At 55.2% G+C, this 22326-nt stretch carries 10 protein-coding genes and 3 pseudogenes; 8 read left to right on the forward strand and 5 right to left on the reverse strand.

Features of this window, described 5'->3' with window-relative positions:
* The first annotated feature begins 122 nt into the window (after positions 1–122).
* The 4 genes from K3556_RS15990 to K3556_RS16005 are packed head-to-tail and all read left to right on the forward strand — an operon-like array spanning position 123 to position 12830.
* Positions 123–10412: a non-ribosomal peptide synthetase/type I polyketide synthase gene (locus K3556_RS15990; protein ID WP_260519409.1), complete on the forward strand. Its 10290-nt coding sequence runs from the start codon at positions 123–125 to the stop codon at positions 10410–10412.
* Complete coding sequence (locus K3556_RS15995) at positions 10409–11125, forward strand: 4'-phosphopantetheinyl transferase family protein (protein WP_260519410.1); 717 nt, start codon at positions 10409–10411, stop codon at positions 11123–11125. Before K3556_RS15990 ends, K3556_RS15995 begins: the two co-directional genes overlap by 4 nt.
* 57 nt (positions 11126–11182) lie before the next feature.
* Positions 11183–12010 (forward strand): hypothetical protein, encoded by an 828-nt coding sequence (locus tag K3556_RS16000; RefSeq protein ID WP_260519411.1) that lies wholly within the window; start codon positions 11183–11185, stop codon positions 12008–12010.
* A gap of 1 nt (position 12011) precedes the next feature.
* On the forward strand, positions 12012–12830 hold the full coding sequence (locus K3556_RS16005; protein WP_260519412.1) for a class I SAM-dependent methyltransferase: 819 nt from the start codon (positions 12012–12014) through the stop codon (positions 12828–12830).
* A 103-nt stretch (positions 12831–12933) separates the two neighbouring features.
* Here K3556_RS16005 and K3556_RS16010 read toward each other — a convergent pair.
* Positions 12934–14069 (reverse strand): IS3 family transposase gene (locus K3556_RS16010; RefSeq protein WP_409557784.1). Its coding sequence is split into 2 segments (ribosomal slippage): positions 12934–13788 and positions 13791–14069, totalling 1134 coding nucleotides; the frame shifts between segments, so codons are not numbered across the junction.
* A 201-nt stretch (positions 14070–14270) separates the two neighbouring features.
* On the opposite strand from K3556_RS16010, the gene K3556_RS16015 reads away from it, so the two are divergent.
* A protein-coding gene (locus tag K3556_RS16015; protein WP_260519414.1) for an IS3 family transposase occupies positions 14271–15430 on the forward strand; the annotation gives its coding sequence in 2 pieces (ribosomal slippage) (positions 14271–14520 and positions 14520–15430; 1161 coding nt in all).
* A 104-nt stretch (positions 15431–15534) separates the two neighbouring features.
* On the opposite strand, the gene K3556_RS16020 is transcribed toward K3556_RS16015, so the two are convergent.
* From K3556_RS16020 to K3556_RS16030, 3 genes and pseudogenes are all read right to left on the reverse strand, one after another.
* Positions 15535–16677, reverse strand: a complete 1143-nt coding sequence (locus K3556_RS16020; protein ID WP_260519415.1) for a DegT/DnrJ/EryC1/StrS family aminotransferase — start codon at positions 16675–16677, stop codon at positions 15535–15537.
* A 174-nt stretch (positions 16678–16851) separates the two neighbouring features.
* Positions 16852–17487: a hypothetical protein gene (locus tag K3556_RS16025; protein WP_260519416.1), complete on the reverse strand. Its 636-nt coding sequence runs from the start codon at positions 17485–17487 to the stop codon at positions 16852–16854.
* 89 nt (positions 17488–17576) lie between these two features.
* Positions 17577–18029 (reverse strand): annotated as a pseudogene (locus K3556_RS16030) (integrase core domain-containing protein); the annotation flags it as partial.
* Here K3556_RS16030 and K3556_RS16035 point away from each other — a divergent pair.
* From K3556_RS16035 to istB, 3 genes and pseudogenes are all read left to right on the forward strand, one after another.
* Positions 18012–18335, forward strand: a pseudogene (locus K3556_RS16035) (transposase domain-containing protein); the annotation flags it as partial. The pseudogenes K3556_RS16030 and K3556_RS16035 overlap by 18 nt on opposite strands.
* A 489-nt stretch (positions 18336–18824) precedes the next feature.
* Positions 18825–20354: an IS21 family transposase gene (istA, locus tag K3556_RS16040; protein ID WP_260517931.1), complete on the forward strand. Its 1530-nt coding sequence runs from the start codon at positions 18825–18827 to the stop codon at positions 20352–20354.
* A gap of 10 nt (positions 20355–20364) precedes the next feature.
* Positions 20365–21123, forward strand: coding sequence for an IS21-like element helper ATPase IstB (istB, locus tag K3556_RS16045; protein WP_260517932.1), 759 nt, complete (start codon positions 20365–20367; stop codon positions 21121–21123).
* A gap of 225 nt (positions 21124–21348) precedes the next feature.
* On the opposite strand, the pseudogene K3556_RS16050 reads toward istB, so the two are convergent.
* Positions 21349–22306: pseudogene (locus K3556_RS16050) on the reverse strand (transposase); the annotation flags it as partial.
* Between the last annotated feature and the right edge of the window lie 20 nt (positions 22307–22326).

Here is a 22326-nt window from a genome sequence, read left to right on the forward strand (position 1 = left end):
TTTCGCGGCTAGCTGGTATCATTTCTGTGTATTATTGCTCTAGTTGCCTTTTTCTTACATTTTTGACTCATTAATATCAAAGTTAGCGGATGTCAGATTCAGTCGTTTCCCATTTTCGTGCCGTGGCAGACTCGCATAGTGATCATGTTGCGTTAAGTCAGGGTTCCAAGGCGCTTAGCTATCATGATCTAGATAGGCGCACAGATGCGCTTGCCGCAAAGCTAGCAAAGGCTGGTGTAGCCACTGGCGATCTTGTTGGCATGGCCGGTCAACGCTCGTTCGACACAATAGTTGCTGCGCTCGCCATACTGAAAGCCGGGGCTGGGTATGTGCCTTTGCCGGATTATTACTCTGATGATCGCATCCGTCTGATCGCACAAGACAGCGGGTTGGCGGCGGTTGTTGGGGACATTCCGGCACTGAAGGAATCCGCTTTAACGCAGATTTCTGCAGACCCGAAAGTTGGGGAAGAATCAAATTCCAAGCCTTTGAAAATCAAGCACGATCCAGAATCAGTTGCTTATGTCATGTATACATCGGGCACCACAGGTGTGCCCAAAGGCGTTGTCGTGCCACATCGCGGGATCATCCGGTTGGTGCGGGATCAGAATTTCATGAAGCTCGGGTCGGACGAGCGGATATTACAGAACTCTCCCATCGCGTTCGACGCTTCGACGCTTGAGATCTGGGGGGCGCTGCTGAACGGGGGCACACTGGTCCTGCCGGACAGCGACGACACGTCACTGCGCGGATTGGGCGCGATCATTCGCGATCAGAAGATCACCAGCATGTGGCTGACGGCTGGCTTGTTCCATGCCATGGCCGATGAGCGGCCAGAGGATTTCAAGCCCTTACGCCAGCTCTTGACCGGTGGCGACGTCGTGTCGCCGGACAAGGTTGCCAAGGTGCAGGCGGTCTGCCCGAAGCTGAAGGTGATCAATGGGTATGGTCCAACCGAAAACACCACGTTTACCTGTTGCCACCCGATCACCAAGGCGCAGGCGAAAGCGGGCAAGCCCTTGCCAATCGGAAAGCCGATAAATGGCACGGAAGTCTTTGTTCTGGATGGAGATTTGCAGCCCGTCGAAGATGGATCACAAGGCGAATTATGCGCTGCTGGCCTGGGTTTGGCGCTGGGATATCTGGGGCAAGAGGCGCTGACGAACGAGGTGTTCGTGTCCGCGCCATGGGATCCATCGATTCGCCTTTATCGCACGGGTGATCTGGTCGAACGCGACAAGAAAGGCGTCATTCGCTATCTGGGACGCATCGACAAACAGGTCAAAGTGCGGGGTTACCGGGTCGAGCTTGGCGGTATCGAAACCGCGCTTGAGCAGTTCAAAGGTATTCGTCAGGCTGCCGCGATCGCGCGCGCCGGGGCGGACGGGGCCGACAAGACCCTCGTCGGCTACTACGTGGCGGACGGTGATTGCGATGTCGGTGCGCTGCGCGAACATCTGAAAACACAGCTGCCGGACTATGCTGTGCCGGCCCATCTGGTGGCCTTGGATGAGCTGCCGTTGAACGATAACGGCAAGGTGGACCGAAAAGCGCTGGAACAGCGCAAGATAAGTGTGACGCAGAAAACATCCAGACGATCAGGGGGTAAAGGGGTAAAAGACCTTGTTGTCAGCGTTCTGTCAGATGTTCTTGAAGTCGATGGTGTGGATGTCAACACCAATTTCTTCGACCTTGGCGCATCGTCCTTGCATATCGCGCGCGTACACGAACGCCTGCAGGACAAGCTGGGCCGTGATTTTCCGATCTCGGACTTTTTCCTGCATTCGACCGCTGCGGCCTTGGCCGACCATTTGTCGGACCCCGAGACGGTCGCACAACCAGTCCCGCGCGAAGCGAAAGTGCGCGATCTGTCTGACAGTGGTCCAATTGCCATTGTAGGACTGGCTGGTCGTTACCCCGGCGCGATGGATGCGCAAACCATGTGGCAGGGGCTGCTGGATGGGCGCGAGATGATCTCGCATTTCACCGAAGACGAGCTGGATGTCGATCCGTCCAAGGATGATCCCGACGCGCCATACGTGCGGTCTCGTGGTGCGATGCAAGAGCCGGATATGTTTGATGCCCGCCATTTCGGCATCCCGCCGAAAGAGGCCGAGCGGCTGGACCCGCAGCACCGAATCCTGCTTGAGGTTGCCCAGACCGCGCTTGAGAATGCAGGCCACGATCCGGCCCGGTTTGACGGGCGCATTGGTGTCTTTGCCGGGTCAAGCCAGAACTCCTATTTGCTGAACAACCTGCTGTCGCCTCCGGGCGCCGCACGCGACCTGGCGATGGGATATCCGGTCAAGGATTTCGCAACGCTGTTTGGCAATGACAAAGATTTCATCGCGACGCGTGTAGCCTATAAACTTGGCCTTCGCGGGCCGGCCATAACGGTGCAATGTGCCTGCTCGACCTCACTGGTAGCGGTGGCACAGGCCTGTCAGGCGTTACAACGTGGCGATGCGGATATGGCGCTTGCAGGCGGTGTGTCTGTCACGTTCCCGACCAAACGGCCCTATATGTATCTGCCCGATGGCATGGCATCGGCGGATGGTCATTGCCGGACGTTCGATGCTGATGCCACTGGCACCGTCTTTGGCGATGGGGCAGGGCTGGTTGTTCTGCGCCGGTTGGATGACGCATTGGCCGATGGCGACAATATTTTTGCCGTGATCAAAGGATACGCGATCAACAATGACGGTCACGACAAGGCGGGCTATGCCGCGCCGTCGATCAAGGCGCAGACAGATGTGATCCGGGCCGCTCATGCGGCTGCTGGCGTCGAGGCGCGATCCATCGGGTATATCGAGGCGCATGGCACAGCGACGCCTTTGGGCGATCCGATCGAATTTACGGCGCTACAAACAGCGTTCGCCAGCAGCACCGAGGACAAAGGCTTTTGCGCCCTGGGTAGTGTGAAAACCAACCTTGGCCATTTGGACATCGCAGCGGGTGTGACGGGTCTGATCAAGACCACTTTGTCGCTGAAGAACGAGGTGATCCCACCGCTTCTGCACTATAAGAAACCAAACCCAAGGATCGATTTTGACAGCTCGGCCTTCTTCCCGGTGGCGGAAAAACTGGACTGGAACGGCACAGACGCGCCGCGCCGCGCGGGTGTGTCTGCTTTTGGCGTGGGCGGTACAAATATCCACATGGTGCTGGAGGAAGCGCCCCAGACAGACCCCGTTTCGCAAGGCACAGCAGACGGAAGCCCAAGATTGTTCCCGGTTTCGGCCTCATCGCCCGACGCTCTGAAAGCCGCGATTGCCAATCTGGGCGGTTGGGCCAAGGCCCATCCCGACGCGGACCCCGATCGGGTAATCGCGACGTTGCGTCACGGGCGGCAAGAATTCGGACAGCGGGCCGTTTTGCTGGGCCGCACAATGTCGGACCTGCCTGCCGCAGCCAGCGGGTTTGCTGGCAAGGGCATCGCCGCGGGTCAACGCGACGCGCTGGCGTTTCTGTTTCCGGGGCAGGGGGCACAGCACGCCGGTATGGCGCGCGACCTGTATGCGCAGGAACCTGTGTTCCGCGAAGCACTGGGTTTATGCGCCCAATTACTGGAAGATGATCTGGGCCTGAACCTGCTCGACGTGATCCATGCCCCCGAAAGCGAACATGATTGCGCGACCGAGAAACTGAAGAACACCGCGCTGGCGCAACCGGCCATCTTCTCGATCGGTTATGCACTGGCGCAGCAATGGCGCCACTGGGGCATCACGCCTGACGTGATGGTCGGTCATTCCATCGGAGAATTTGCCGCCGCCACCATCGCGGGCGTCATTGCGCTTCCGGATGCGCTGAAGCTGATTGCGTTGCGCGGGCGTCTGATGGCGGACCTGCCGCAAGGCGTGATGATCTCGGTCCGTGCCAGCGAGTCCGAAGTCGCGCCCTATCTGGGCGATGGGATTGATCTGGCTGCCGTGAACGGGGCCAAGGCCTGCGTCGTTGCCGGCCCGGAAGAGGCCGCCCAGAAGCTGTTGAAACGGCTTGAGAAAGACGAAGTTGTCGCTTCGCGCCTGCACACCAGCCACGCGTTCCATTCACAGATGATGGACCCGGCGGTTGAGCCGTTCCGCAAGGCGGTCGAGGGCTTGGCGTTGAACGCACCCCGGATCCCGATCCTGTCGACGGTCACCGGCGATTGGATGACTGATGACGAGGCGACGGACCCCGACTACTGGGCCATGCATATGCGCCGCCCGGTTCGGTTTTACGATGCCATTCAACTGCTTTGGGCCGAGAACCAGCATATTTTCCTTGAGGCAGGGCCGGGCCGCACCATGGCCACCCTGTCGGGCCAGAACCCGGACCGGAAGAAGGCACAGCCTGCGATCGCCTCGCTGCCTGCCGCGCAGGCCGAAAACGCCAACTCGCATGAAAGTCTGCTGAACGCCTTTGGCGAGCTTTGGGCGAATGGTTACCCCGTGGACTGGACGCGCATCGACAATGGTCGTCCTCAGGCCAAACGCCTGCCCGGTTTGCCGACCTATCCATTCCAACGCAAAAGGTTCTGGGTCGAACCGGTCGATGCCAAGGCAAGCTATGTTGCGCTGGACGCGACTGATGATGCCATCGACAGTGCGGAAGTTGGTGAAGCAACCCCGCAACTGACTGCCGGTGAAGCTTTGCGCGATATGCTGTCAGAGCTGTCCGGCCTGGAGCCTGACGAGATCGATGGCGAAGCCACCTTCCTTGAGCTGGGCTTCGACAGCCTTCTGCTGACCCAAGCCACCCGCGAGTTGAGCGAACAGTTTGGCGTCACCGTCGCGCTGCGCCAGTTGATCGACGGATTCCCGAATATCAATGCACTGGCGGATCATATTGAAGCCAACGGCACGCTGCCCGGATCGGCGCCCGCCGAGAAAGCGGCCCCGGCTGAGCTGACCAAGATTGAGACCGACAAAGATGCTTCGCCGTCTTCGGCCCCGCTGACAAAGATCGAGCGTGAGGCGGACGAACTGACCGCGGATCAACGCGCCCATATTGATGCGCTGGTCGCGCGCTTCACGGCAAAGACCCCCAAGTCCAAGGCGCTGACAGCCGAACATCGCGGGACCCATGCCGACCCGCGCACCGCGTCGGGGTTCAACCGCCTTTGGAAAGAGCTGGTTTATCAGATCGTGACCGTCAAATCCAAAGGCTCGCGCCTGCTTGATGTGGACGGCAATGAATATATCGACATCCTGAACGGGTTTGGTCCCGGTTTCCTTGGTCATTCACCCGACAAGGTGGTCGAAGCCTTGCACCACCAGTTGGATGACGGCTTCGAAGTTGGGCCGCAGAGCCTTGTCGCCATGGAGGCCGCGCAACTGTTCTGCGAGGTCACAGGCAACGACCGCGCCAGTTTTGTCTGCACCGGGTCCGAGGCCGTCTATGCCGCGATGCGGCTGGCGCGCACCGTGACCAATCGCGACCGGATCGTAATGTTTGCCCGTGATTATCACGGCAATTTCGACGAGGTGCTGGTGCGGGCGGTTGACGGCAAGGACGGGCCACGCACCTTGCCATTGGCGCCGGGTGTTCCGCGCGACTCTGTGAAGAACGTGTTTGTGCTGCCCTATGGCACGCCGCAGGCTTTGGACTATATCCGCAAGAACGCCGACAGCCTTGCCGCGGTGATCGTTGAGCCGGTGCAAAGCCGTCGGCCAGAATTCCGACCCGCCGAGTTCATCCGCGAGGTGCGCAAGATCACCGAACGGTCCGGGTCGCTGTTCATCTTCGACGAGGTTGTCACGGGTTTCCGTTTTGGACCGCGTGGGGCACAGGCCTATTACGGTGTCGATGCCGATCTGATCACCTATGGCAAGGTCGTTGGTGGCGGGATGCCAGTGGGTGTGGTGTCGGGCAAAGCGCGATATATGGACACGTTCGATGGCGGCCAGTGGCAGTATGGCGACGACAGCTTCCCGGAAGCGCCCGTCACGTTCTTTGCCGGCACCTTTGTGCGCCACCCTCTGGTGATGGCAGCTTTGCGTGAAATGTTGAGTTTCTTTAAAGCCCAACCCGACTTTTTCTGGAAAACCGTGAATGCCAAGGGGGATCAACTGGCAGGCCGCGTGGACCGGTGGTTTGTCGACAACGACATGCCTTTCCGGATGCCAAATTGCGGGTCACTGATGTACCTGCGCATCGGGGAAGACCAGAAATTCGGCGCACTTCTGGGCGCGCATATGCGTGACCGTGGCGTGTTCCTTCTGGAAGGCTTCCCGTCTTACATGACAGCCGCGCATGACGATGAAGACATTGATTATGTCGTCGATGCCTTCAAGGATTCCGCCCTTGAGATGCGCGCGGCCGGATTGATAACGGGACGCGAGGCCCTGCCATATGATGGCCCGCGCCATTCGCATGTACCGCCGCGACTAAGCCTGCCGGACGGGGACAAGAAAATCGCTGCCGCGATGGCGAAACCGTTGGAACCGCTGAGCGTTCCAACGACAGAGGCGCAGCGCGAGATTTTCGCCGCTCAGGTGGTCACACCTGAAGTCGCGGCGGCCTATAATGAAAGCGTCACGCTGAAAATCCATGGGGAAGTGAATCGCGATGCGCTGATAGAAGCTGTCCGCGAGAGCTTTGCCCGTCATGATGCGCTGCGGTCTACTTTCTCAGAAGATGGCATGACGATGTCTGTTCACCCTAAGATGGATCACCAAATCGAGGTTGTTGAGCTATCAGGCAAGGCCCCCGCCGATCAACAGGCCAAGATTCAACAGGTTCTGGATCGTCATGTCGAAACACCGTTTGATATGCAAACCGGGCCGTTTTTGCGCACCGATCTGTTGGTGCTTGGCGAAAGGCTTCACCATCTGGTTCTGACCGCACACCATATCGTTTGTGACGGGTGGTCAATCGATGTGATCATGAATGACATATCGCGGCTTTATCAGGATAAATCTTGCGGGAATTCAATCACTCTTGAAGCACCGCTTTCCATTATTGACTATGCGCGTGCTCAATCCGAATGGGCGATGTCAGAGGATGCAAAGGCTGCGGAAGCCTATTGGGTATCGCAGTTCAGTAAGGACGCACCTGTCCTGAACTTGCCGACTGATCGACCGCGTCAACCAGTTCGCAGTGTTCGTGGCGGGCGCATAGATTCCGCATTGGAACCCGATCTGGTGACAAGGTTGCGCAAACTGGCGGCGAAACAGAACGCAAGCTTTGTCGCTATCCTGCTCGCGAGTTTCAAACTGTATCTTTCAGCTCTGTCAAAAAGTGACGATCTGGTGGTCGGCGTGCCGTCGTCAGGTCAGGCGTCATATAATATGGATAGCGTTGTCGGGCATTGCGTGAACTTGCTTTCCATAAGAACGCAACCACAGCCAGATATGAATTTCTCAGATTATCTGACGCATGTGCGCGATCGATTGCTGGATGGGTTCGAGCATCAGAACTACACATATGGAACACTGATGCGGGTGCTTAAGTTGAAACGGGATGCCTCGCGCCCCGGTCTTGTTTCAGTTGTTTTCAACATCGATAACGGAATTGACCTGTCCGGATTGTCGATAGGTTCAGAAGGCTGCGAGTTCGTATCGAACCCGAGAGCCTATGAGAACTTCGAGCTTTATTTGAATGTGACAGACACCACAGATCAGGTCATGACCGAGTGGAGTTACAACAAAGACCTTTTCGATGCGACGACGATTGAACGTCATATCGCGGGGTTCAGCACACTTCTTGAAGACATCCTCCGCGATCCATCACAACCCTTGCGGAAACTGCGGCGCTTGTCCGGGGACCAGCCGAAAAAGAAAACCAAGCGCCGAAAGGCGCGGGGGTTCAAAGGAGGTCTGCCAGCAGCCTTCCACAAAGTTCTGAAACAACATGCTTCCCGAGAAGCTGTTGTGCAGGCAGGGGCCTCAATTTCGTATGAAAAGCTGAATGATCGGTCGGATCAGGTTGCGCGAGCTTTGCGGGGGAAAGGCATCCAGCAAGGCGATTTCGTGGGACTGTGTTGCCCGTCGTCTTTTGACCAAATTGTTGCGATGCTTGGAATCCTGAAAGCAGGGGCGGGCTATGTTCCCCTTGATCCTGCATTACCAGCAGAGCGACTTAAGTTCATGGCTGGTGACACTGGTATCAAGCTGCTGATTGGCAACTGTAACGCCTTGACTGACACCAATATCGAACAAGTTAGCCTGGTTGATTTGGCTGACCTGAAAATCACTGATCAGGTATTGCCGGATCTAAAGGGTGAGGACGTGGCATATGTTATGTACACGTCCGGTTCGACAGGTCAGCCAAAGGGCGTTGTTGTGCCACATCGCGGTATCTTGCGCCTTGTGCAGAAGCCGAACTTCATGTCGCTGGGTGCGGATGAGCGGATCTTGCAGAACTCACCTATCGCGTTTGACGCGGCGACGCTCGAAATTTGGGGGGCGTTGCTGAACGGAGGCGCCTTGATACTGCCAGATCGCGACGATGCAAGTTCATTGGCGGGACTGGGCAAGATCATCAAAGAAAACAAGGTTACGACGCTCTGGCTGACGGCCGGTCTGTTCCACGCGATGGCTGACGACAATCCGGAAGCCTTCAAGCCACTTCGTCAATTGTTGACCGGAGGAGATGTTGTTTCGCCGCTAAAGGCGGCTAAGGTGCTTGAGGCTTGTCCGGGCCTGACGCTGATTAACGGTTACGGCCCAACCGAAAACACGACGTTTACCTGTTGTCATGAAATCAAACTGCAAGAGGCCAAGGCTGTCTCCGCTCTTCCAATTGGGCGTCCCATCAATGACACGGACGTATTCATTGTTGATCAGGATCTAAATCTTCTGCCGCAGGGAGAAACAGGTGAGCTGTGCGCCGCAGGCGCCGGGCTTTCGCTTGGGTATCCGGGTCAACCGGACCTGACGAATGAAAAGTTTGTAAAAGCGCCGTGGGATTCCGAACTGCTGCTGTATCGAACCGGTGATCTGGCAAGCGAAGATTCAAATGGGGTCGTCCATTACAAAGGTCGAATTGACGACCAGGTGAAAATTCGGGGTTTCCGTATAGAACTTGGCGAGATCGAGACGGCACTTGAATCATACCCCGCCATTAAACATGCTGCGGTGGTCGCTAGATCGCCCGAAGGCCAGCAGGACAAAGTACTGATCGCATATTACGTGACCGCAGAAGGCAAACTGGATCGGGAAGACCTTGGCGCTTTTCTTCGCGCGAAGCTTCCGGCCCATGCGATACCGGCTATTCATGTGCCATTGGACGCCTTCCCACTGAACCACAATGGAAAGCTGGACCGCTCGCGCTTGCCAACGCCTCGGCCGAGCGGACTCAGCAAACACAGTGCGCCGCCGCAAACGCCTGAAGAAGAAGATTTGCTTGGAATTTGGCGCGATGTGCTGGGTCTAAGTGAAATCGGCGTAGAGGACGACTTTTTCGAGTTGGGGGGACATTCGCTGCTTGCTGTGCGCCTTTTTGCACGTATTCGCGAACGGTTCGGGATCAACTTGCCAATCTCGACGTTGTTTCAACACCCGACGGCGCGGGAACTGGCCAGCCTGCTTGCCCAGTCGGATAAAAACGAAGCTGAATTCGACCCGGAAAGCGACTGGGATCCCAGCACGCTTATCCACAGCGGTCCAACGGATGCAGCCTCTGCCAAGAAACCCTTGTTTATCGTCGGTGGGGTGGGCGGAAACGTTAATAATTTTTTAGAATTCGGAACAATTCTGGGACAACACAGACCAGTGATTGGTATGCAGACGCGGGGCGTTCTTGGACACACCCAACACACTTCGATCGAAGACATTGCGCGTGAGAACATTCACTATATGAAGCAGCGCCAGCCTCAGGGGCCATATCTGGTAGCAGGGTATTCGGGCGGAGCTTTCACCGCCTTTGAGATGGCCCGCCAATTGGAGGCCGCCGGCGACCGCGTTTCGCGCTTGTTTGTTCTGGATTCATATGCCCCTGGCTTTGCCATGGATTTCAGATCACCGATTAAGCTTTCCAAACGACAATGGATAGAAAACGAAATCGGGCTGATGCGGGATCGAGGCTTTTCATTTTTCAAAACCCGGGTGAAGTCAAAATGGCGGAAGTTCAGGGGTCAAAGAATTGCTGAAGGTTTGATAGAAGTAGTCCCGGAACTGGAGCTGCTATCAAAAGTTGAACAAAATTGGATGGTTGCAGCACGCAATTACAATGCAGGACATTTGAACAGCCCTGCAAGTTTGTTCTTCGCGAAACCAATCAGCCTTAAGGAAAAACTGACCTTTGAGTTAGACGATCATCTAGGCTGGGGTAAGTTATTGAAAGAGAATAACTTTACAAGAACATTCATGGATGGAACCCACCTTGACATGGTGCGAGGGCACAACGCTGAAATCCTTGCGGAAAAGATCGAGACCTTCATTAACGGCGGGGTCGACAATTCTGAAACCGAAAGAAAGCGCGCATGATGTTGCGAGTTGCGCCCTCTGAGAACTCGCAAATCGGCGACCGGGTGATGGGAACCGCGGGCACGCCGGACATACGCCTGTTCCAGATCGGCAACAACGGAGATATCGGCCTAAGCCAAGCCATGTCCTTCTTGTCCGGCCTGGAAAGGGCACGCGCCCAGCGTTTCAGGTTTCAAAAGGACCATGATCGCTTTGTGCGTGCGCGGGGTTTATTGCGCAAGATACTGGCCGATCATTTGGGCATTGCGCCCAAGTCTGTCGTATTTGCGACGACAGGAAATGGAAAACCAGTCTTGGTGGACCAAACGCCGCACTTCAATCTTAGCCACAGCGGCGATCTTGCCGTGATAGCCTTGTCGGACGATCATCCGGTCGGTGTCGATCTGGAGGTGACATGCCGTTCGATACGGCCTTTAGAACTGGCAGAGACCTGTTTCACAGCGTCCGAGCGACGAGCATTGGAAAAGGGTGATCTGCAACACCAACGGTTCTATGCTTTTTGGACTGCGAAGGAAGCGTTGATGAAGTTGACAGGTGAAGGGTTGAGCCTTTCGCCTAAACACATTTCGCTGCAGTTGGATGAAGACGGTTGGCCGGTTGGTTATGATGCAAACGAGGGTGCAGCGGCAAAACTGCGTTTTGTCGACCTTGGCATTCAGAATACCACCTGTTGCCTGGCTTGCCACGCGCGGCCAACAGAGAAGCCAAACTAGCGTGACATAAAGAAGATTTTTTGAAAGGTGATTAATATCGAAATGGAGGTTTGACGGATGGGTGTCATTTCAAAACGAAGCGAAGTCTGGGTGTTCATTGCGCTTATCATTGGCGCAAACGCAGTTTTCGTCGGTGCAATTGCAAGCGGTGTTTTGCCACGCAGCTTCTATGCTTCTGGACGATTTGCACTTCTGGCGATTCTGCTGTTTTCCGTCGTTTTTGCGTTACGCCGCTGGTCTGGCATCGCGCATCTTCTACGGCCTCTGCTGAAATTCAATGTTCCAATAAAATGGTATGTTTTGGCAGTCTGCTGGGCGCCGCTTCACTGCATGGTGTTACTGCTTTTCAAATTTTTGTTTTCAAATGCCGGCAGCGCAGAACTTGCCCTATCATTCTCGGTCATTGCGCGTCCTTCGATATTGAAGGTTATCATAATCAGCTCGTTGATCGGCGAGATCGTCTGGATCAGCTACGCAGTGCGGCAACTTTCAGAGAGAACCACTTACTATATTAGCGGGTGCATTGTCGGGTTCTTCTGGACGCTCTGGTGGATGCCAATGGTGTTTTACAACATCGGTATTGTCCCCGATTTGCCGGTACTTGGCCTTTTGTTTCTGCAGACGGGAGTCGCATTAATGTGTGCGTTTCTCTATGCGCACACACATAGTGCTGTGGTTATTCTGATGATGCAGGTATCCTTCAACAGCTCGATACTGGCTTTTCCAGTCATGCCCACCACAGGTGGGGTCGGAACCTATTGGATGTTTGCAATTCTCTATTTCTCAACGGCAACTTTGATGTTTGCTGTGTTTGGTCCAAAACCCTTGCTTGGTACGGCGGCAAGAAAGCTTTCGTCGTCTTCGGTTAGAACACAGGGTGAATAGAGTGGATTTGAAGTCAGGCCTAAAAGTCTTGCTTGGACGCTGTGCAGAAGCTCTTTTCCCTTCTGCCGTGCGCGATCTAGAAGATGGCGCGAATCCAGACCACCGTTCGCGAACCAAGAAGCTGATACTTTTTGCGCGAATGAACCGCGCGAGAAAGTCTGGGAATTTAAGCCAAAGCGAAGACGCGCTACATCAGTATTGGCAAACAGACTTTGCCCATGATTTTTACGTCCGGTTTCAAGACCGGTTCGGAAAATGGTTCTATGGGGTGCACTATCCAGCGATCGAACGTCTTGTTCGATATGCCAACGAAACTGGTGCCACTCGGGTGGTCGAAATCGGTTGTGGGGATGGGCAGGCTCTGGACCATATCTCGCAAAAGATTACTGGCGCGCAGCAGTTTATCGGTATTGATATCAATCCCAGAATTGTTGAGGAAAACAAGCAGCGCTTCGCCTCGAATCCAAAACTGGAGTTTCTCTCAGGCAATGCAATTGACTGGATCCGAAATAACCTGATCTCCGAAACGCTGTTTTATTCATACGGTGGCGTATTGGAGTATTTCTCGGAAGAAAGCCTTGCAGAGCTTCTGACATTGCTCAATTCGCAGAAAGGTGTCGCTATCGCGCTTGTTGAGCCTGTCGACCCAGAGCATGATATGACACTGGTTCAAGACAGCCGTCTGTTCGGAGAGGAAAGCTCATTCTCTCATAACTATAGGTATTTGTTAGAAAGTTGCGGTTTTCAGATTGCTTTTGAAGAGGAAGTATCTACCGGAAAAATTCGCTGGATCATGATGCTCGCCCATACCCAAGGCTGAGTTAGTGTCGCATTGCTTCTAATAGCGTAAGCGTTGCGAGGACAGAGGTGGTCCTGGATTTTCGACCAGTTTGCAGCCTTGTTAAGATGGATCAGTGTTTCATTTAGGCTGCTAATCTCATTGGTTCCGTTTTGCTGGCATAGGCTTCATTGGGGGTCAATATGCCGTGCGTCGAATGGGGACGTTCGGAGTTATAGTAGGTCAGCCATTTGCTGATGCCTGCCCGCATTTCTGATCCCGTTTCAAAGGCGTTCAGATAGACGCATTCATACTTCAGTGACCGCCGCAGCCGCTCGACAAAGATGTTATCGAGGAACCGGCCCTTGCCATCCATCGAGATACGCACACTGGATCGACGCAGTCGGTCGGTCCAGACAAACGACGTGAACTGGCTGCCCTGGTCGGTGTTCATAATCTCTGGTGGGCCGAACTTGTGGATGGCCTCATTCAAGGCATCAACGCAAAACTCGGCTTCCAATGTGTTCGAGATACGCCACGCCAACACCTCGCGCGTGTGCCAGTCCATGATGGCAACCAGATACAGGAAGCCGCGCCGCATCGGTAAATATGTGATGTCAGCGCACCAAACCTGATTGGGCCGATCCACACGCAGCCCGCGCAACAGGTAGGGGTAGATCTTATGCCCCTTCGCAGCTTTGCTCGTGTTCGGCTTTTGGTAGATCGGCATGAGGCCCATCAACCGCATCAGGCGTCTGATCCGCTTCTCATTGACGAGGTGGTCGTCATTGCGCAGGTGCCATGTCATCTGGCGCACACCATAGAACGGCGTTTCCAGGAACTGCTTATCGATCAGGCGCATCAGATCAAGGTTCATTTGGCTCTCGCCTTTCGGCTCGTAGTAAAACGACGACCGTGAGATCGACAGCAACGCGCATTGCTTGCCAACCGAAAGACCTGGCAGGTTTGGCTCAATCATCTTGCGCCTCACTTGCCGGTCCAGGGTTTGAGCTTTCTGGCCAAAAAATCGTTGGCGACGGCCAGCTCCCCGATCTTGGCATGGAGGTCTTTGACCTGCTCTTCGTCGACCTCCGGTGCTTTTCGACCTCCGCGCTCAAATACGCCAGACGCACCTTCAAGCAGCGCACGCTTCCATCGGTGGATCATAGTGGGATGCACCCCAAACCGACTGGCCAATTCGCTGACCGTCTCCTCGCCCTTCAGCGCCTCTAACGCAACCTTGGCCTTAAACTCGGGGTGATGTTGCTTCCGTTTCGACATTCCTGATCTCCTTCGTGTTGAAGATCAGCAGACAACAAATTGCAGCTTAAGTCAGTGTCCGAATTTCGGGGGGTAGCTCAGACAACAAAACACCCAGCCAAGCGCGTCGAGCGCTTGAGCAATTTGAGGGCTCCTGACCTGCCCCCCGAAACTTCCCTCAATTTAATGTAGAGTTTGCTCAACCTTCGAAGGAGCAAACGAATGCGACAGAGCCGTTTTACCGAGGCCCAGATTATTGGGATGATCAAAGAGCAAGAAGCTGGGATGCCTACAGCTGAGGTGTGCCGCAGGCATGGCTTGAGCTCGGCATCGTTCTACAAGTTCAAAGCCAAATACGGAGGCATGAACGTGTCCGACACACATCGCCTCAAATCGCTGGAAGATGAGAATTCAAAGCTGAAACGTCTGCTGGCCGATACCATGCTCGCCAATGTTGTCCTGAAGGATTTACTGGGAAAGAACTGACGACACCGAATGTGCGAAGGGCTGCTGCACGCAAAGCGATGCGGGATCATGATATCTCGCAACGTCGTGCGCGCAGTCTTGTCGGTGTCGATCCTAAGACTGTCCGGCGTGATCGGCCGCCGGACAATCCAGAAGTTCGCGAAGAGATGAAGGCGATTGCCGCTGTGCGGCGTCGGTTCGGTTATCGCCGGATTGGTGTTCTGTTGGAACGGAAGGGAATGATAATGAACCACAAGAAGTTGTATCGTATCTACACCGAGGAAAAGCTGGGCGTCAGGCGGCGCAGGGGCCGTAAACGAGCGCGTGGATCACGAACACCGATGCCTGTGGCTTTGCGCCCAGGCGAGCGCTGGTCGTTGGATTTTGTGTCTGACACGTTTGGCGCATCACGCAAGTTCCGCATGTTGGCTGTGAACGACGACTGCTGCCGTGAGAACCTGTGCTTGATGGCTGATACCAGTATCTCTGGTGCGCGTGTTGCCCGGGAGTTAGATGCGCTTGTCCGTGTCTACGGCAAGCCATCCTGCATCGTCAGTGATAACGGCACAGAGTTCACAAGTCGTGCGATCTTGAAATGGGCTGGGGATAACAAAGTTGATTGGCATTACATCGATCCGGGCAAACCACAGCAAAACGCCTTCATCGAAAGCTTCAATGGCAGTCTGCGAGACGAGCTGTTGAATGAGGAGATCTTCGATACGTTAGATGACGCCCGCCGCAAACTGGCGCTCTGGCGATACGACTACAACCAAGTCAGACCTCACTCATCGCTTGGGAACCAAACACCCGCAGAAGCGCGCCGTGCGCTTGAGCAATTTGAGGGCTCCGCGCACGACGCACTTGCCCAAACTGACGACGAAGAATATGAAAACCAGACCCGCAGACTCTCGTTATGAATGAGGGAGCCTCGGGGAGCGGGTCACAAGGGATAAGACCAACCTAAATCCAACTGTTTTCTGTGCGAACGCACGCCAGAATTAGTTCAGTGAGCTATTCCAGATTAGACATAATCAGAAGTTCCCAAACTTTGGATATGCTTGCTTAACTGGGATGCAATATGCCTAATCTCGGTATCTCCAAGGTTTTGATGCACTGGAAGCGATAAAACACTTTCTTTCAGAAGCCGTGCGTCCTCGTAATCCACCCAGTCTAAGTGCTGATTATATCCCGACCACCACGAGGTTGCGGGGATCCCATCTGCGGCAAGGGCAGCGGCCAGAGCATCGCGATGCTGAACCAAAATGGGTATACTTAGTGGACAATCTTGATCATCCAGACTTGGAAAAAGAGGCGAAGCTCCCTGAATACCTGACAACACATCCAGATATAACTGATAGTTTTCTCTACGTGTATTAATAATCTCCGAGACATTAAAAGAACGTAGCGGCAGCGACGCGAACCGACTAATCCGAGCATCTAAAAACCGTTGATCGAAATAGTAATGGGGTGGCATGTCTGGGCGTTCGACGATCTCCTGTTTGCCCGGCATGTGATCAGTCGCATTGCTTGGTCTAAGGCGTGCCAAAAGATTGGTGGCGTTGTCTTGGCCCAAAAGAAAGTAAAACACACCGCGCAGCAGGTTCTTCATAATAAAGCTTGCCGGAGGAGGTCGGACAAACTGGGTGTCACCATTAATGTCTTCGTTGTTGACCACCAACGCGCCGCCAGCCATCACAGGAAAGAATTTGTAGAAACAAAATACTGAAATGTCCCCCAGCCGCCCTGCCACTGGTTTGTCTCCGCTAAGCAAACTAAGCGCACAATCTTCAATCAGAAATAACCCATGCCGGTCGCACAGTTCTCGAATTTCGGTACCGTTTGGGTGCTGAAATCCAAAATACTGAATCAAATAGATCGCACGTGTTTCGGGCGAAATACGCTTTTCAAGCTCATCCAGATGAATACGAGCTTGGCGATCAACAGGATAAAGAGTGACCTTCAGCCCGGCATGGCGCAATGGATCCGCCTCAGATCCACAATTATAATCTGGAACCAGGATTTCATCACCCGGTCCAAGTTGCAGCGTATCGCAGGCTTTCCTGATCGCCACTCTAGTATTTAAGCTGTAGCTAACCCGGCGATCCGCAAATAACCCAAGAACGCCATCGGTAGAGTCACGAGTATAAAAACTCTTCAAGGTCATGGGCGGGTCGCCACAATTTGGGGCTGATGAAGAATGCGGCATTAAGAGGTCCCTACTGGATAATTTTTGCCGGATGCCAAGCACACCGGTTAGTAAACAAAGGAAAGGGAGATCAACCCTTATCGTTAACAAATATTAATGCCAACTTCTTACCTGTACAAAACTTCACCAAACTTAAATGGGTGTCCAACGGCTTTTTCCCGTTAGTTTATTGTCTATCCGATGACCTATCAACTTGAACCCTAACTTCTGAATATTGTAAAATGATGGAAGGTTATAGTCTCGGCAATTGGTAAAGAAGCTTTCCACACCGTCCTTGGCTCGGTCATGCATAAGCATAAGCCAAAATCTTTGATGTAACCGTTGGCCGCGAAATTCTGGTATAACGATGAGATGCCACAACAATTCAGTCTTGTCAGGTAATTTAATAAAGAAGTCTTGGCTGTTCTCTGCATTCCGCATCCAGCCGATACACACTACACGTCCTTCTATTTCCCCCACGCAAAGGCGCCAGCCTTTGTCAAACCAGCTTAGATCTCCCCACTCGACGGTTTCGTCCAATTGCATGATTTGCTTCTGAAGCCGTTGGGGAAATGCGTCCCACTTAGTCCCATGTGTAAGGATTGATCCATCTGTCAGCGAAGGAAGCTCGCGAAGGGCGTCTGCGCCAAGCTTGAATGCCATGTGTTTCTTTCGAACAGTTGAATCCAACAAAACAAGAACCGCCTGCCTCACGAACTGACGCAAACCTCGCTTCCAACTGCTGCGCAAAAGAATAACTTTATGCTTTTGATTGAACGATTTGAACATTTCGAGGTTTTCCAGTTAGAGAGACATACAAAGAGATTCAAAATAATTTGGGGCCTGGCGTGCCCCCATCGGGTGGTCCGGTTTAAATGTTAGTGCATCGTTGGCCTCAGGTCTATCGGGACGATGCTTTCCGGCGCTGGCGGCCGATATCCTAATGCGCTGTGCGGCCTGACCGTGTTGTAGTGGATGCGCCATTGCTCGATCAGGATTTGGGCTTCCTTCAAGCTGTAGAAGATTTCACCATTTAACAACTCGTCGCGGAACCTGGCGTTGAAGCTTTCGCAGTAGCCGTTTTCCCAGGGTGAACCCGGTTCGATATAAGCGGTCTTGGCACCAACCGCTGCGATCCAGTCCCGTACCTTCTGAGCGATAAATTCCGGGCCATTGTCGGATCTTATGTATTCTGGTGGGCCACGCAGGATGAACAGATCGGTCAACGCGTCCGGCACATCGGTTGAGTTAAGCTTGCGATCGACGCGGATCATCAGTGCCTCCCTAGTGTATTCGTCGATGATGTTCAGCGTCCGATAGACCCGGCCATCCGCTACGCCCTGAAGCGCATGCCACAGGCCCGCGCCTATCTCAGCGACGGGCGGCTGGAGCTCGACAACAACATCTGTGAGCGCAGCATTCGTCCCATCGCCCTTGGCCGCAAAAACTATCTGTTCATGGGCTCCATCGGGGGCGGCAAAGCCGCTGCCATCGCCTACACCCTCATTGAGACCGCCGAGATGAATAAGGTCGATCCTGAAGCATGGCTCACATGGATGCTTGAGCGCCTGCCGGATCACAAGATCAATCGCATCGATGAACTCATGCCGTGGGCATGGGAAGAGGGGCAACTTTGACTGCACTTAGAACACTCTTGTACCGTCTTAACCGGATCATACTCGGCCCAACTCGAACTGAGATTGCGATATCCCGCAGGAAGCCGGCAATTTTTGAATCCGACAATCTCCCAGAGTTTTACAGAAAAGTGCAGTCCGAGTTTGATATAGAATTTGAAGTTCGTGAAGTCAGACACGTGGACCACCTCTCTGATCCGGCTGGGGGCGGAATCGTATCATAAGGCATTCCCGACCTTCGCTGTGCGCTGCTTGAACTGATAAGATGCGGGACAATCCCGCCGTCGGTGCTTCAAACGCGAATGGCTGCTGTGTGTGTTTCGCGCCTGCGTATTCCGGGGTGATCCGCCCACCTATTCCGATTTGATGCGCCCACCCGTTCCGATTTTATCCGCCCACCGATTCCGGGGTATTCGCCCACCCCTGTGACGTGCTGCTGCGAGGCAATCTGTAACCGGCTACCCTTCGTCTTTTTGGCATGAAGGAAGCCCGATGAAGAGATTGCCGATGCGGAAGATACGAGATGTTTTGCGGCTCTCAGCCGAGGGCCTATCAACCCGCCAGATCGCAACGAGCCTGGCGATTGGGCGGACAACCCTTCGGGGCTACCTTGATCGCGCTACTGAGTTGGGTCTGGGCTGGCCGCTGCCAGCGGAGATGTCTGATACGGACCTTGAGCGATGCCTATTTCACCGAGCTCACCAGAACACCCAACGGATAGAGACGCAGCCTGACTGGTCGTATATTCACCGCGAGTTGCGTCGGAAGGGTGTGACGCTGTCACTCTTGTGGGAGGAACATCGCGCCGACCACCCCGAGGGATACGGCTACTCCCGATTTTGCGAACTTTACACGCGGTGGGAGGGCAAGCTGTCGCCTGTGATGCGACAGCGTCACCCGGCGGGCGAGCGGCTGTTCGTCGATTACGCGGGGCACACCATCGACGTGATTGACCCCGAGACCGGGGAGGTGCGCACGGCACAGCTGTTCGTCGCGACGCTTGGGGCCTCAAGCTATACCTTTGCGGAGGCGACCTGGACGCAATCGCTGCCGGATTGGATCTTGAGCCATGTGCGTGCCTTTGGCTTCCTTGGTGGTGTGACGGCGCAGGTCGTGTCCGACAACCTGAAGGCCGGGGTCACCAAAGCGTGCTTCTACGACCCTGTGATCAACCGAACCTATGCGGATCTCGCCACACATTACGACACAGCCGTTGTGCCCGCGCGGCCGCATAAACCAAAGGACAAGGCAAAGGTCGAAGGGGCGGTCTTGCTGGTCGAGCGCTGGATTCTGGCGCGGTTGCGCAATCGGCAGTTCTTCAGTCTCGGGGATGTGAACGCTGCCATTCGCCCGTTGCTTGATCGGCTCAACGACAAAGTCTCGCGACATCTCGGGGCCAGCCGCAGGCAGCTGTTCGAGCAGTTGGATAAGCCCGCTCTGAAGCCGCTACCGACGGCTCCCTACGTGTATGCGGAATGGAAGAAATGCCGCGCGGGGCTCGATTACCACGTCGCAATCGACAAACATTACTACTCCGTGCCCTATCAGTTGCTGAAGAAAGAGCTGTGGGCCCGCATCACCGCCCGCACGGTCGAAGTCTTTCACGTTGGACAGCGTGTTGCTTCCCATATGCGCACCTCTGGAAACGGCAAACATTCGACACAGCGCGACCACATGCCGGCGCACCACAAGTTCCGCGAGGATTGGACACCACAACGTATTATCGCACGGGCCGCTCGTGTCGGGCCGAATGTCGCCACCTTCGCAGAGGTTGTGATGCGCGAACGCAAGCACCCCGAACAGGGCTACCGGAGCTGTCTGGGCGTCATCCGGCTGGCCGACAAGTTCGGTGCCGCCCGCCTTGATGCGGCGTGCCGCCGCGCGCTCGAGATCAACGCCCGTTCTTACTCGTCACTCCAATCCATTCTCAAGAATGGGCTGGAGAGCAAGCCCCGCACCCGCGCCACGGAGGAGCCTGCCATCACCCATCCCAACATCCGTGGCGCCGATTATTTCCATTGAAAGGAACACAATGCTTGATCACCCAACCCTCGATCATCTGAAGGCCCTGCGGCTGGACGGTATGGCCGAAGCTTTTGCCGAGCTGCAGGCGCAGGATGCTGCAGCAGACTTCAGCCACGCAGAATGGCTTGGCTTGCTGGTTGACCGTGAGGTCGCCAGCCGTGAGACCAAGCGGTTTGAAGCCCGGATGCGCTCGGCCAGGCTGCGCCACGTCGGCGCCTGCCCGGAAGATGTCGATTACCGCGCGCGCCGTGGTCTCGACAAGGCGCTGTTCCAGAGCCTGCTCACCGGTAGATGGATCACTGACAAGCGCAATCTGATCATTACCGGCCCCTGTGGTGTTGGCAAAACTTGGCTCGGCTGCGCATTGGCGCAAACGGCCTGTCGCGACGGTGTCACTGTGGCCTACAAGCGGATGCCGCGTCTCTTCGAAGAACTCGAACTGGCCCATGGCGACGGGCGCTTCCCCCGCCTGTTCCGCAGCATCACCAAAGCACAGCTGCTCATCCTTGATGACTGGGGCCCAGACCGACTGACCGCCACGCAACGCCGGGATCTCATGGAGATCGTGGAAGAACGCTACGGCCGCGGCTCAACGATGATCACCAGCCAATTACCCATCAAGGCTTGGCATGACGTCATCGGCGAACCAACCTTCGCTGATGCCATCCTCGACCGCATCGTTCACAACGCTTACCGCCTCGAACTCGAGGGGCAGTCCCTCCGAAAAACCGTCACAAAAATGGATGACGAAAACCCTCAAACCTGATAACCGAAATCCACTGCCTCACGGCAACGCGTCACAAGTGGGCGGATACCCCGGAATAGGTGGGCGCATGTTGTCGGAATGAGTGGGCGGATCCTCCGGAATACGCACGCGCCCGCGGCGAAAAACACCTAGGGTGGGATGTCGTTGAAAAACTCGCTGAGACTTGCGGTTTGTTCGCGACCGGTTGTTTGATTTTGTTGAGCAATCTGTTGCCACGCGGCCTTTCTAGCCTGCGGCCGGCATGATCGGTTTGAGCTTGGCTAGTTTCCGGAGGTTCGGGGCGGTGGCTGCGAGGGTAAATTCGTCTTGGACGCCACATGGCCCGCGTAATCGTAGCCTGCCTAGCCCGAGGATGCGCTTGAGGTGCGCGAAGAGCATCTCGACCTTCCTTCGTCGCCTCTGTGCGGTCGGGTTGAATTCGGAGGCCGTGCGAAGTCTCTCACGATCTCATACTTTTCCCGGTTGATGGTGCGTATGTCTGTGTTCGGACAGCAGTTGGCTTTCGAGGGGCAGTTCAGGCAATCGGCTCTCACGCCCCCGTACTTGCGCGCTTTCAGTCCGGGTGCTGATCGGGCGGGATCGGAGTAGTTTCGCCGTGTGTGGCGGAGCTCTTTTCCTTCCGGGCAGATGTAGCTGTCATTGTCTTCGTCCCAGGTGAAGTCGGAACGAGACCAGGTCCCATCCTTGCGCTTTGAATGATCAAAGACCGGGATGAACGGCCGGATCTTACGCTTGAGCGTCAGCCAAACCAGGTTGTCGGATGAGCCATATGCGGTGTCAGCAGCGACCCAATCAGGTTTAATGCCAAAGCGCTCTTCTGTGCGGTCAATCATCTTGCGCATCGCGCCCAACTCTGCCTGCCGGATCGAGCGGCTGGCATCCACATCCATGATGATGCCGTGATCTGTGTCGATGAGATAATTGTCGGAATAGGCAAAGAAAGCAGGGCCTTTGCGCGCTGCCGTCCATTGGCTGGCCGGATCTGTATGGGCGGTGAACTTGGGCTTTGTCTCGCTGGCCGCACCAAAGGCGGCACCGCTCGTGGCGCATCATCCGTGTTGGTCGGACGACTTGCCCAGTCATCGGGGTTGCTGGAGTTCTGTTTCTGAACATCCGCGACGATCAGACTGGCATCGACGGCAAACCCTTCGGCGGGACGATCGCCGCTCAGCAAGCTCAGCGCACAATCTTCGATCAGGAACA

This window comes from Aliiroseovarius sp. M344 (assembly GCF_025140835.1).
GTDB lineage: Bacteria > Pseudomonadota > Alphaproteobacteria > Rhodobacterales > Rhodobacteraceae > Aliiroseovarius.

Bases quoted from the DNA above. Each gene is read 5' to 3' on its own strand.
- K3556_RS15995 (WP_260519410.1), top strand. From the start codon at position 10,409: ATGATGTTGCGAGTTGCGCCCTCTGAGAACTCGCAAATCGGCGACCGG.
- K3556_RS16000 (WP_260519411.1), top strand. From the start codon at position 11,183: ATGGGTGTCATTTCAAAACGAAGCGAAGTCTGGGTGTTCATTGCGCTT.
- K3556_RS16020 (WP_260519415.1), bottom strand. From the start codon at position 16,677: ATGACCTTGAAGAGTTTTTATACTCGTGACTCTACCGATGGCGTTCTT.
- K3556_RS16025 (WP_260519416.1), bottom strand. From the start codon at position 17,487: ATGTTCAAATCGTTCAATCAAAAGCATAAAGTTATTCTTTTGCGCAGC.
- istA (WP_260517931.1), top strand. From the start codon at position 18,825: ATGAAGAGATTGCCGATGCGGAAGATACGAGATGTTTTGCGGCTCTCA.
- istB (WP_260517932.1), top strand. From the start codon at position 20,365: ATGCTTGATCACCCAACCCTCGATCATCTGAAGGCCCTGCGGCTGGAC.